Origin of the sequence: Solihabitans fulvus (assembly GCF_008386585.1) — a bacterium.
In the GTDB taxonomy this organism is placed as follows: domain Bacteria; phylum Actinomycetota; class Actinomycetes; order Mycobacteriales; family Pseudonocardiaceae; genus Solihabitans; species Solihabitans fulvus.
In genome coordinates this window covers 134905-147467 of sequence record NZ_VUOB01000005.1, presented here as the reverse complement: position 1 = coordinate 147467, position 12563 = coordinate 134905, and the positions used below count along the sequence as shown (strand labels likewise).

Genomic DNA, 12563 nt, shown 5'->3' with positions numbered 1-12563 from the left:
GATATGATCTCGTTCGTCTGGACGGCTTCGTCCACATGGGACGATCCGCTGCCGGTCGTTCCGAGCCAGGGCGGCACGGAGATGGTCACCCTCGGCCAGTGCCGCGAGCTGGACCGGCGTGGCATCGCCAACCGGATCGTCACCTTCCGGATGGGCACCGACGACGGCCGCGGCCACTCGCCGGACGTCAGGTTCGAGGCCTATGCCAGTGTGCGGGAACTCGGCCGCCTGGACGGCCGGTCGTTGCTGGTGACCGAGCCGCTGGACGCGCCGGCGGACCAGCCGCCCTTCCAGATCCTGCACGGCCGGCCCTACGTCCACCTGAGTCGGCAGCACTACCGCACGGCGCTGGCCAACCGGCGGCTCATCGCGCCCAGCCGCGCCGCCGCGCGCATGTGGGCCGACCACCTGGGCGCCTCGCCGGACACGATCGCGGTCATGTATCCCTTCGCCGACAGGGCTTTCGGCGTGCGGCCCCTGCCGCCGCGCGAGCCCGGCCCGGTCCGGGTGCTCTTCGCCGGTCGGCTGTCGGTGGAGAAGGGCGTGTACTCGTTCCTGGAGACACTGCACTACTTCTACGGCAAGGACTTCGTCTTCACCGTCGTGCTGGCCGGCGCGCTAGGCAACGAGTACCCCCTCGTCGAACCGCTGCTCAAGGCCAACCTGATGGTGAGGACTCTGCCGGAGCAGACCCGCCAGCAGATGGCCGAACTGCTGGTCACCCAGGACGTGGTCGTCATGCCCGGCCACGGCACCCTGCCGCCCGAGCCGTTCGGGGCGCTTTCGGTCGAGGCGCAGCACGCCGGGTGCCGGGTCGTGGCGGGCGACGCGGGCGGCCACCCGGAGACCGACTGCGGCGGGCTGGTCCTGTTCCGGCCGGGCGACCCGATCGCCCTGGCGCACGCCATCCGCCGGGCCGGCAGGATGGGTCGGCTCACCGAGGCCGAGCGAGAGAAGGCGGCGCAGCGGTTCACCGTCGCGCAGTCGGTCGACCAGCTGCTGGAGATCCTGGACGGAGACACCCCGGCATACCAACCCTGACCGGCTCCTAGAGGGCGTTGCGTGAGGGATTGCCCGATATTGGCTTGGGCGGGGTTTGAGCAGCGGTCCGGTGATGTCGGCTGCCGGCCTCTCAGAGCGTCAGGATCTCCGTGTCGGCGCCGTCCTCCAGCGGCTCGTCGCCCAGCGCGATGACACTGCGCAGGGCCAACTGCTCACAGATCGACTCCACGACGTCCACCACCGTCTTGCCGTTGAACAGGAACTCCGGCGGGATGTCGGCGGCGAAGTCGAGCAGGATGCGGTTCTGCAACTGCACGGCGGTCAGCGAGTCCAGGCCCATGGTGCTCAGGTGCCTGTGCCCGGCCGTGGCCCGCAGCTCCTCCTGGTCCTCCGGAGCCAGCCGCAGCAGGGGCGCGAGCTGCTGGAGCAGCCCAGCCAGCACGGCCTCGCGGGCGGCGGCCGGATCCCGCACCGCCAGCCGGGCCAGGTCGGGTCCAGCTGGCCTGCGCGGGATCGGCGCCGTGCGGTCGGGTTGCACCGGCAGCAGGTCGGCGATCACCGTGTCCGGCATCCGCCGGCCGGCCGCCACCCGCCGCCAGTCCACCGAGGCCACGCCGATGTGCGCCGGTGTCGCGGCTCCCGACGCCGCCCCGGCGAGCACCCTGCCCAGAGCGTCGAGGTTGACCCCGGCCGGGACCGAGGACAGGCCGGCGGCGGCCAGCCGGTCGGCCAGGTCCCGCCGCGCGACCATGCCGACCCCGGCCCACGGACCCCAGCTCACGCTGACCGCTGGCAGGCCACGATCGCGCCGGTAGCCGGCCAGCGCGTCGAGAAAGGCGTTGGCCGCGGCGTAGTTCGCCTGGCCCGCCGTCCCGATCATCGACGCCACCGAGGAGAACAACACGAAGAAGTCGAGATCGAGCCCGGCCGTGCCGCGGTGCAGGTGCCAGCCGCCGCGCGCCTTGGGATCCAACACCTCCGCGAACCGCTCCCAGCCCAACCAGGTCAGACTGGCGTCGGCTGTCACCCCGGCCGCGTGCACCACCCCGCGCAGCGCGGGCAGCTCGCCGCTAGCCGCGGACAACAGGTCCGCGACGCGGCCCTGGTCGGCGACATCGACCTGGCGCAGCTCCACCCGCACACCGGCGGCCCGCAGCGCCGCCAGTGCTGGTGGCTCCTCGGCGGGCAACGACCGGCCAACCAGCAGCAGGCACCGGGCGCCCAGCCCGGCCAGCCAGCCAGCGACCTCCAAGCCCAGCCCGCCCAGCCCGCCGGTGATCAGGTAGGTGGCGTCCGCGCGCACCGGGACGGCGGCGGTTGGGGGCAGCTCGCGAAGCCGCAGCCGCGCCTCCTGCCAGCGCCCGCCGCGCAGCGCCAGGTGACCCGCGCCGGGGAGCCGGGCGACCTGGTCGAGCAGCTCCGGCAGCGCCGGCGCCTCGGGCCCCAGATCGACCCGCACGCACCGAAGGTCCCGATACTCGGCGGTGACCGCCCTGGTCAGCCCACCAACTGCGGCGTGCGCGAGGTCGCCATCGGCCAGGCACACGACCACGTCCGGCCGCTGCGCGCCGTGCGCCAGCAGGAACTCCTTCAGCAGAGCGAACGCGTGCCGGGTGAGCCGGTAGCCGTCCTCGACCGGGTCGCCGGCCGGTGACGGCGTCCCGCAGTGCAGGACCAGGCCGGCCAGCCGCGCCGCGCCCCGGGCGGCCTCAGCGAGACCGCGCCGCACATCGTCCGCAGAGCCCGTGGCCACGGGGCGCACCGCGACTGCCGGCACGCCCGCCGCAGCCAGCTCGGCACACCACCGCCCGACCAGGTTCACGTCGGGGCCAGACACCAGCCACGTGCCCGCCGGCCGATCCACGGGCGAGCGCTCCGCGACGACCGGCCGCCAGCGCACCTCGTGACACGCCAGCCGCGCGCCGCCCAGCTGCGCCAGCGCCGCCGGGGACACCGCTCGCAGCCGCATCTCCTCCATGGTCGCCAGCACCTGGCCGGCCTCGGAGAGCAGGTCGAGGTCCATCGCGCACTCGCCGGCGGGCCGGCGGCCCTGCCAGCGCACCCGACACCAGACCCGGCTGGGCGGCCGGTTGTGGACCACCACCCGGCGCACCCCCGATGGCAACCACACCGCGCCGCCGTCCTCGGGCAGGAACACCGCCGCGACCTGCACGCACGCGTCGACCACCACTGGGTGCAGCGTGTATGTGCCGCCGTCCTCGGCGGCCTGCCCGGCCTCGATCAGCGCGAGCGCCTCGGTCGCGCCGGAGAACAGCCGGCTCAGGCCGTGGAAGGCGGGACCGTGGTCCAGCCCGCGATGCGACCACCCCCGCCGCACGGCGTCGACGTCGCGCTGGGCGAGCGTGGCTCGCAGGCAGTCCAGGTCCACCCCGGGCGGCCGCACCGGCCCGCCAGGCGCGGCGTGCGCTACCGCCACGTGCTCCGTCCACGCCGCCTCCGGCAGGCCGGCCGGCCGCGCGAAACAGCGAACCCGGTGACCGTCCTCGGTGGCCTCGACCATCGCCTGGACGCTCACCGGGCGCCCTTCGACGACCGGCAGCGGAGCCAGGAACGTCACCTGGTCCAGTGTCTGGCTCCCGGCCGCGCCACCGGTGGCCGACCGCAGCGCCCCGAGCGCCCACTCGATCATCGCGGACGCCGGCAGGACCGGCGTGCCCAACAGCGTGTGCTGGGCGAGGAACCACGGCTCGTCCACCGCCAGCGTCCCACCGAACCAGCGGCTTTCGTTCTGTGCCAACGGAATCGGCCGGCCGGCCAGCGGATGGCCGACGCGGGCGACGGTGACGGCGTCGGGGTGCCAGCAGTAGCGGCGCTGGAACGGGTAGGTGGGCAGGTCGACCGGATGCCCGGCACCTGGGTGGGCGCGTTCCCAGCGGACCGTGCCGCCGCCGCGCGTGTGGAGGTGCGCGAGGGCGGCCAGCAGGCTTTCCGGCTGCCGCTGGCCGGGGTGACCGGCGCTGGCGATGTGCGCGGTGCTGTCCTCGCCGAGGCAGCGCCGGATGTGCGAGCCGAGCGTGGGCACCGCGGCGATCTCCAGGATCGTCGCGGTCGGCGCCGCGCCGCCGAGGTGGGCCACGGCCTGGGCGAACCGGACGGGCTTGCGGATGTGGTCGGACCAGTGGGCGGGGTCCTGGAGCTGCCCATCGGCGGCGGGCTCGCCGGTCACCGTGCTGATCACGGGCAGACCGGCCGGGTGGTAGGCCAGGCTCGCCGCGGTCCGCAGGAACTCCTCGAGGATCGCGTGGGTGGCGGGGGAGTGCAGGGCGTGGCCGACCGGGAGCAGGACCGCGCGGCGGCCCAGGTCCCGAACGCGCGCCACGACGGCGTGGATCGCCGCCGGATCACCGGAGACGACGGTGACGCCGGGGGAGTTGTAGGCGGCGACGCTGACCGGAGCGAGCCCGTCGACGAGCGTCGCGAGCTCGTCGGGGCCGGCGTGGATCGCCGCCATCGCGCCCTCGGGCAGGCTCGCGAGCAGGCCGCCGCGGGCGGCGAGGAGGGCGCAGGCGTCGGGCAGCGTGAGGACGCCGGCCAGGTGCGCGGCGGTGATCTCACCGAGGGAGTGGCCGATGAGCCAGTCCGGGGTCAGCCCCAGCGACTCAAGCAGCCGGCACAGCGCGGTCTGATAGGCGAAGACGGCAGCGTGGGTGTAGCGGGTGTTGTCCAGCAGGTCGGCGTCGCGGGTGCCCGGATCGGCGAACATGATCTGCCGCAACGGGGTGGGCAGCTGCGGGTCGAGCAGGGCGCAGACCCGCTCGAGAGCGTCAGCGAAGACCGGGTACCGCTCGGCCAGCTCGCGCCCCATACCTGGGTGCTGGCTGCCGTGCCCGGGCAGCACGTAGGCGATCGGCCGGCCGGATTCGGCGACGCCCCGGACCAGCCGAGGCCCGTCGCTGCCCTCGCGCAGCGCGTCGACACCGGCCAGTAGCTCGGCGCGGGTGCGGCCGAGCACGACCGCCCGGTGGCCGAACACGGCCCTGGTGGCGGCCAGCGAGTAGCCGATCCGCTCGGGCTCCCAGCCGGGGTTCGCGTCGAGGTGGCCGCGGAGCCGGCGGGCGGCCGAGGCCAGCGCCGCCGCCGAGGCCGCCGAGACCGGCCACACCATGGGGTTCGGCCACGGCTCGTCGCCGGCTGCGGCGGCCGGCGCGGCAACCGGCTCCGGTGGCTGTTCGAGGATGAGGTGCGCGTTGGTGCCGGAGATACCGAACGAGGACACCCCGGCCCGGCGCGGACGGTCCGACTCCGGCCAACGGATGGTCTCGGTGAGCAGCGCCAGCCTGCCGTCGTCCCAGTCGACATGCGGGGAGGCGGGGCACGCGTGCAGGGTCCCCGGCAGCATTCCCAGCCGCACCGCCATGATCATCTTCAGTAGCCCGGCGACACCGGCGGCGGCCTGGGTGTGCCCGATGTTCGACTTGACCGACCCGAGCCACAGAGGCGGCCCGCCCGGTCGCGGCCGGTAGGCGTCGGCCAGCGCCGCGGCCTCGATCGGATCCCCCAACCGGGTGCCGGTGCCGTGCGCCTCGACGACGTCGACATCCGACGCCGACAGGCCGGCGTCGGCCAGAGCCGTGGCGATCACCCGCTGCTGGGCCGACCCGCTCGGCGCGGTCAGCCCGTTGCTCGCGCCGTCCTGGTTCACCGCGCTGCCCCGGATCACCGCCCAGACCTGGTGGCCGTTGGCCAGCGCGTCGGACAGCCGCTCCAACACCACCACCCCGGCGCCCTCGGCCCACCCGGTGCCGTCGGCCGCCGAGGAGAACGGCTTGCACCGGCCATCGGCGGCAAGCCCGCCCTGCGCGTCGAACTCGGCGAAGATGCCTGGTGTGGTCAGCACGGACACCCCGCCGGCCAGCGCGAGCTCGCACTCGCCGGACCGCAGCGCCCGACCGGCGAGGTGAATCGCGACCAGCGACGACGAGCACGCGGTGTCCACGCTCAACGCCGGCCCGCCCAGCCCGAGCGTGTACGCCACGCGACCCGCCACTATCGACGGCGCGGTCCCGGTCAGCACGTGCCCCGCAGCGGACGCGGCCTCGTGCAGCCGCGGCCCGTACTCAGAAGGGGACACACCCACGAACACCCCGACCGCACGCCCGCGCAACGTGCCGGCATCCAGGCGAGCCCGCTCAACCGCCTCCCACACAACCTCCAGCAGCAGCCGCTGCTGCGGATCCATCGCCCGCGCCTCACGCGAGGACACCCCGAAGAACGCCGCGTCGAACCCGGTGGCCGTCGCGACGAACCCGCCGGTGCCCGACAGCGGCCCGTCCGGCCCGACCCAACCCCGATCACCGGGGAACCCGCCGGTCGCGTCCACGCCGTCCACCGCGATCCGCCACAGGTCCTCGACGCGTTCCACACCCCCGGGGAACCGGCACCCGACGCCCACCACCGCGATGGGCTCGCGCACCCCCGCCTCGGCGTCTCGCAGCCGCTGACGCGCGGCACGCAGGTCGTTGGTGGCGCGCCTGAGGTACTGGCGCAGCGTCTGGTCACTCGCCATGTGGGTCCCCCCGATCGTGGGGCGGGCCGGGAGGCGGGCCGAACTCGCGCTCAAGCGTGGCGAGCAGTTCCTCGTCCGTGCCGTTCTCGGTGCCCGCGCCCTCTTCGTCGAGTCGCCAGACCAGTTCCAGCAGACGCGCTCTGACCGCCGCGCGCTCGTCGTCCACGGTCAGGCCGGCCACCGCCGCGCCGATCGTGTGCAACGCCGCGTCCAGGGACGCCGCCGCTGGCGCCGGTTCGGTCGCGGCGAGCCGGTCGCGCAGATGATCGGCGAGCGCGGCCGGCGTCGGATGGTCGAAGACCAGCGAGGCCGGCAGCCGCAGGCCGGTCACGTCGCCGACCCGGTCTCGGAGCTCGAGCGCGGCATGGGAGTCAAACCCGAGGTCCTTGAAGGTGCGGGTCGCGTCCCCGGCGGCCAACTGGCGATGCCCGAGGGTCGCGGCGGCCGCGTCGAGCACGACCTCGCGCACCGACCCTGCCCGGACGGGCCCGCTCGCGGCGGGGACGCCAGCAGGCTGTGGAGCCTCGACGGGGGCCGGTGGGCCCGCCGGGTCGCAGGCCAGCCAGTGGCGTTCGCGCTGGAAGGCATAGGTCGGCAACGGCACCCGCCGCCCGCCGAACTCGGCGTTGACGACCTGCCACGCGACGGTCGTGCCGCGCACGTGCGCCCGCGCCGCCGCGCGCAGGAACTCCTGCCAGCCCCCGCCCTCCATCGCCACCGCCACCGGCGCCTGGTTCGCGTTCAGTGTGCGCGGGCCGATCTCGATGAGGACCGGGTGGCCGTCGTTGGCCATCGCCCCCAGGGCCCGCTCGAATCGTGTGTGCTCCCCGAGGGCGCGGCTCCAGTGCCCGGAGTCGAGATCGGTGGCCGCGAGCCGTTCACCGGTCACCGCTGAGTAGACCGCGACCTCCGCCGGCCGGGGCCGGACGCCGGGCGGCTCGGCCGCCTCCCGGCCGCGCCACACGGCGAGCCGAGCAGCGTCCTCAATGGACAGTGCCCCCGCGGCTCGCGCCGCCGCGACCTCGCCGATCCCTCGGCCCACGACCGCGTCGGGCCGTACACCCACCGAGCGCCACAGCGCGGCCAGCCCGAGCATGACCGCCAGCCGCAGCGGCTGCGCGACCTCGTCCCGGTCCACCGGTTCGTGGCGCAGCAGGTCGGCCAGCGACAGGTCCGAGTGGGCGTCCACGGCCTCGGCGCAGGCAAGCACCTCGCGACGGAACACCGAAACGTCGCGCAGCCGCAGCCACGCTGCCGCCGCCCATCCCGTGTCCTGCCCGGAAAACACAAAGCCCGGCCCCGAGGGCGCATCGCACCGCCCGTCGAGCACGGCCGGCGACGGCGCGCCCCTGGCCAGGTCGGCCAAGCCACGCAGGAAATCGGCGCGGGTCCTCGCGACGACGACGGCGCGGTGCTCGAAGCTTGACCGGGTGCTGGCCAGCGAGAACCCGACGTCGGCCAACCCGAGATCGGACCTGGCGGCGAGGAAGTCGCTCAGTCGGGCGGCCTGCCCGCGCAGCGCGCCACGGCTGCGCGCCGAGATCGGCCACGCCAGCAACGGCCCCACCTCGCCCGGCGCCTCGACAGCGGCGCCGGGCGCCTGACCGAGCAGGAGGTGGCAGTTGGTGCCGCCCATGCCGAATGAGCTCACGCCGGCCAGCAGCGGCTCGTCAGGGCGCGGCCACGGTCCACCAGTGCTGCGGACGGCCAGGTTCAGCCGGTCAAGCGGGATGTCGGGGTTCGGGGTGACGAAATTGAGGCTGGGTGGGATCTCGCGGCGCCGGATGCACAACGCCGCCTTGAGGACCCCGGCAATTCCCGCGGCGCCCTCCAGGTGCCCGATGTTGGTCTTGACCGAACCCACCAGCAGCGGCCGCCCCGCATCTCGCCCCGCACCCAGCGCGCCGCCGAGCGCGGCCGCCTCCACCGGGTCGCCGACCCTCGTCCCCGTCCCGTGCAGCTCGACATACTGGATGCTGGCCGGGTCGACGGCCGCACGGGCACAGGCCGCGCGCAGCACCGCCTCCTGCGCCAGTTGGTTGGGCACCGCGAGGCTGTCCTTGTCCCCGTCGCTGTTGACGGCGCTGCCGAGAACCACGCAGTAGACGCGGTCGCCGTCGGCGAGCGCGTCCGACAGCGGCTTGAGGACGATCACCCCGCCGCCCTCCCCGCGGACGTAGCCGTTGGCCCGCGCGTCGAAGGTGTGGCAGCGGCCGTCTGGGGACAGCGCGCCGAACCGCTCGGCCCGCAGCGCGCTGCCCGCAACGAGGTTCAGGTTGACGCCGCCGGCCACGGCTAGCGCGCACTCGCCGCCGAGGATGCTGCGGCAGGCGAGGTGGACGGCGACAGCGGAGGAGGACTGCCCGGTGTCCACGGCCAGGCTGGGGCCGTGCAGGCCGAGCGTGAAGGACACCCGGTTGGCGATGATGCCGCGGTGCAGCCCGGTGAGGCTGTGCCGGGTGATCGCGGCAGGCCCGCCAAGGGCCACCATCGCGCTGTAGTCGTCGGCGGCGGCCCCGATGAACACGCCGCACCCGCTGCCCCGGAGGGAGGCTGGCACGATCGCCGCGTCCTCCATGGCTTCCCAGGCCAGCTCGAGTATCAGCCGCTGTTGCGGATCCATCGCCGCGGCCTCGTTCGGGGAGATGCCGAAGAAGTCGGCGTCGAAAAGGTCGACGTCATCGAGAAATCCACCAGCGCGGGCGTGTGGAGCCTGCCCCGAGGGCCACCGGCCTTCCGGCACCTCGGTGATGGCGTCGCGGCCCGCGGTCAGCAGCTCCCAGAACGAATCGAGATCCGCCGCCTTCGGAAAGCGGCACGAGCAGCCGACAATCGCTATCGACTCGTCCGTCCGCATCCGCACCGTCCCTCTGTACCGCCGTGCGCCGCGTGCGGGCAAGGCGGTCAACGGGCCGCCATCTGAGCGTGGCATGCCCCGGAAGCCTGGACCCACTACAGATGGGACACCCGACCAGCACGCCGCCCTAAAGATCACCTACTTGCGCGGCCGCCCAGGTTCATCATCGCGCGGTAGACACACGTGAGCGCACGGGCAAATAGGCCGTGTTCGGGGGCAGGACGCGAGCACCACGCCGGGGCGGCGCCCTCAGGCCAGTGCCTCGGTAGGGGTGAGCCTGGACGCTCGAACCGCGGGATAGGCGTCGGCGATCGCGCTCACGGCCATGGCGGCGCCGACTCCGCCGAGCAGTGCTGGCAGCGGGATGACAGCCGGCCAACCTTGGCTGGCGGCATAGCCTGCGGTGGCGGCGATACCGGCGAACACACCGACCGCGCCGCCCAGGCCCGACATGAACACCGACTCGGCCAGGAACTGGCCACATCCCCATGGCCTGGACGAGGTGCGCGGAGGTCGCGGCAGCATCCCAAGGGGTCGGCGGCGCGCTGGGCGAGTCGGCAGAGCGCGCGGGGCGTGCGTCAGGTCGAGCTGTCCTGGTCGCAGGCGGTCGCCCAGCGCCAGGCCGCTCAGGGCTCGATCTTCCGATCTTGATGATCTCGCACAGGCCGACTCGGCCGAGGCGTGGGTTGATCAGGCGCTACGACCGGCGCGACACCCGCGACCCCGACCGCACCTGCCACTCCCAGACATGCGCAGGACACCGTCCGGGCTGCGACGGCTCCGAGTACACCCTCACGGCGGCGTGGGCCGTGGACGACCTCGCCGGCCCGGCGTCGTGCGGCGGCTCCTTACGAAACTTTCGTCCACTGTGGACTTTCTGGGCAACGCCTGGACAACATGAGGATGAGTCATATTGAGCCCTAACGGGACTCAACGAGGCGTTTCCGCTGGTGAGGGAGCTGAGCCCCCTCACCAGCGGATGATCAGCCGTTCTGCTGCTCCAGCCACGACCGCTGGCCGGTCTCGGGCAGCGTGGCGATCGGGTCGTAGTAGGGGTAGCGGCGGTTGAGCGCCTCGGGGTCGTCCAGCTCGATCCCGGTGCGGTAGTTCTTCGTCCAGTAGGAGATGCCCAGCTCGCGGTCGTACTCGGCGATCTGGTGCACCCACCGCTTGCCCACGTACGGCACGTCGCAGACGATGCGGGGGGTCGCGTACCCGGGCAGGTAGCCCATGATGGCGTGCTGGAGCTCCTGGGCCTCCCACACCGCCACCCGCCAGTGCTCGGCGTTGGGGATCATGTCGCACATGTAGAAGTAGTACGGCAGGATGTTCGCCTCGCCCTGGAGCGCGAAGCACAGGTCGAGCAGATCCTCCGGGGTGGCGTTGACCCCGCGCATCAGCACGCCCTGGTTGCGGACGTCGCGGACGCCGACCTCCAGCGCGGTGCGGGCGGCCTCGGCGACCAGCGGCGTGACCGACTGGACGTGGTTGACGTGCGTGTGGATCGCCAGGTTCACCCCGCGCCTCGCGGCGGTGCGGGCGACCCGCTCCAGCCCCTCGACGACCTTGGCCTGGAGCCAGTGCTGGGGCAGCCCGGCCAGGGCCTTGGTCGCCAGGCGCACGTCGCGGACGGAGTCGATGTCCAGCAGCCGCATGAGGAACGACTCGAGCTGGGGCCAGGGCACGTTGGCGACGTCGCCGCCGGAGACCACCACGTCGCGCACGCCGGGGGTGCGCTTGAGGTAGTCGATCATCTGGTCCTGGCGGTCGGTCGGCTTGAGGTCGAGCTTGAGCTTGGCGACCTGGGGCGTGGAGTTGCCGACCAGGTCCATCCGGGTGCAGTGGCCGCAGTACTGGGGGCAGGTGGACAGCAGCTCGGCGAGGACCTTGGTGGGGTAGCGGTGGGTCAGGCCCTCCACGACCCACATCTCCTGCTCGTGCAGGGAGTCGCGGGAGGAGTGCGGGTGGCTGGACCACACGGGCTCGCGGTCGGCGCGCACGGGCAGCATGTAGCGGCGCACGGGGTCGGCGAGGAACGCGGCGGTGAACGACGCCTGGTCGGTGTCGGCGTGCGGGGCCATCGTGTTGACCATCTGCGGCGGCACCAGCATCGACATGGTGGCCAGGTTCTCCTGGTCGGCGATGAGCTCCTCGTAGAAGCTCTCGGCCAGCAGGTCGCCCATCAGCGCGCGCAGCTGCTTGATGTTCTTGACGCAGTGCACCCGCTGCCACTGCGCGTCGCGCCACTGGGCCTCGGTGACGTCGCGCCAGCCGGGGAAGCGCCGCCAGTCCGGCTCGACCAACTCCCTGCGCACGTACTCGTAGGGCTGTCGATCGGTCTGGTCGACGGCCGCCGAGACCGTGGTCGCGGTGCCCCTGGTGGTCGGCACCGCTTCGTGAAGCGCAGTCATCCCTACTCCTCGCCCTCAAGGTGACGTAAAGATATGCTGCCAGAGGGTGGATGAGACGTAAATATTTCGGATCAGTCGAGTTTCAACGCAGGTTGTCCGGCGTCCCCCAGGTGTCGGGAGCGTTTCGGGCGGCTCGTTCGTTGACCCTGCACGCGCCCGCGAATCCGAACTGGAGGTGCGCACCGTGCCCGTGCTGCTGCCCCTTGCCGCCCTCGCCGAGATCATCGCGTTCGTCGCGGTCGGTCAGGCGATCGGCGTGCTGCCCGCGATCCTGCTGCTGCTCGCCACCTCGGTGATCGGCGTGGCCCTGCTGGGACGGCAGGGTGCGCGCGCCTTCGCCGCGCTGCGCGAGGCGGTGGGCGCGCGCCGCAACCCCCAGCGGGAGGTCGCCGACGGCGCGCTGCTGACCGTGGCCGCCGTGCTGGTGGTGCTGCCGGGGTTCCTCACCGACCTGGTCGGCTTCGCGCTGCTGGTGCCGGCCGTGCGCCGCTTCCTGTCCGGCCGCGTCGCCCGCCGCGTGGTGCGGCACGTCGCCCCGCCCGGCGCCGGCATGGTGGTCGACGCGGCCGGCTTCGCGGTGCGCACCGTCCGCTCCCAGCGCGCGGACCGGGCCGAGCGTGTCGACCAGGTGCAGCGCGCCGACCAGGCGCAGGGTGCCGGGCCGCGGGGCGCGGCCGCCCCGATGGTGATCAGCCTGCCGCCCGCCGACGTCACCAGCCGCCCCGCCGAGCCGGGGGCCGACGGCCGGTAGCCGCCGCTCACCACC

6 protein-coding genes are annotated in these 12563 nt (G+C 73.6%); 2 read left to right on the top strand and 4 right to left on the bottom strand.

Going from position 1 to position 12563, the window contains the following annotated elements; translation table 11 throughout:
* Positions 1 to 3 precede the first annotated feature (3 nt).
* Positions 4 to 1041, top strand: a complete 1038-nt coding sequence (locus F0L68_RS04180) for a glycosyltransferase family 4 protein (protein WP_149848050.1) — start codon at positions 4 to 6, stop codon at positions 1039 to 1041.
* A gap of 91 nt (positions 1042 to 1132) precedes the next feature.
* Here F0L68_RS04180 and F0L68_RS04175 read toward each other — a convergent pair whose 3' ends face one another.
* The 4 genes from F0L68_RS04175 to F0L68_RS04160 form a co-directional block, all read right to left on the bottom strand.
* Entirely contained in the window at positions 1133 to 6529 is a 5397-nt protein-coding gene (locus F0L68_RS04175) for a type I polyketide synthase (protein WP_149848049.1), read from the bottom strand.
* Complete coding sequence (locus tag F0L68_RS04170) at positions 6519 to 9386, bottom strand: type I polyketide synthase (protein WP_188316375.1); 2868 nt, start codon at positions 9384 to 9386, stop codon at positions 6519 to 6521. The genes F0L68_RS04175 and F0L68_RS04170 overlap by 11 nt, the downstream gene beginning before the upstream one ends.
* Positions 9387 to 9635: 249 nt before the next feature.
* Complete coding sequence (locus tag F0L68_RS04165) at positions 9636 to 9911, bottom strand: ABC transporter permease (protein ID WP_276313829.1); 276 nt, start codon at positions 9909 to 9911, stop codon at positions 9636 to 9638.
* Between the two features lie 458 nt (positions 9912 to 10369).
* Positions 10370 to 11797, bottom strand: a complete 1428-nt coding sequence (locus F0L68_RS04160; RefSeq protein ID WP_223198478.1) for a KamA family radical SAM protein — start codon at positions 11795 to 11797, stop codon at positions 10370 to 10372.
* 184 nt (positions 11798 to 11981) lie between these two features.
* Between F0L68_RS04160 and F0L68_RS04155 the strand changes: the two genes are divergently transcribed.
* A complete protein-coding gene (locus F0L68_RS04155) occupies positions 11982 to 12548 on the top strand; it encodes an FxsA family protein (protein WP_188316374.1) in 567 nt (188 codons plus the stop codon).
* The last annotated feature ends 15 nt before the right edge of the window (positions 12549 to 12563 follow it).

Excerpts from the sequence above, each read along its gene's own strand:
- F0L68_RS04160 (WP_223198478.1), bottom strand. The coding sequence starts at position 11,797 with ATGACTGCGCTTCACGAAGCGGTGCCGACCACCAGGGGCACCGCGACC.
- F0L68_RS04175 (WP_149848049.1), bottom strand. The coding sequence starts at position 6,529 with ATGGCGAGTGACCAGACGCTGCGCCAGTACCTCAGGCGCGCCACCAAC.
- F0L68_RS04170 (WP_188316375.1), bottom strand. The coding sequence starts at position 9,386 with ATGCGGACGGACGAGTCGATAGCGATTGTCGGCTGCTCGTGCCGCTTT.
- F0L68_RS04180 (WP_149848050.1), top strand. The coding sequence starts at position 4 with ATGATCTCGTTCGTCTGGACGGCTTCGTCCACATGGGACGATCCGCTG.
- F0L68_RS04165 (WP_276313829.1), bottom strand. The coding sequence starts at position 9,911 with ATGCTGCCGCGACCTCCGCGCACCTCGTCCAGGCCATGGGGATGTGGC.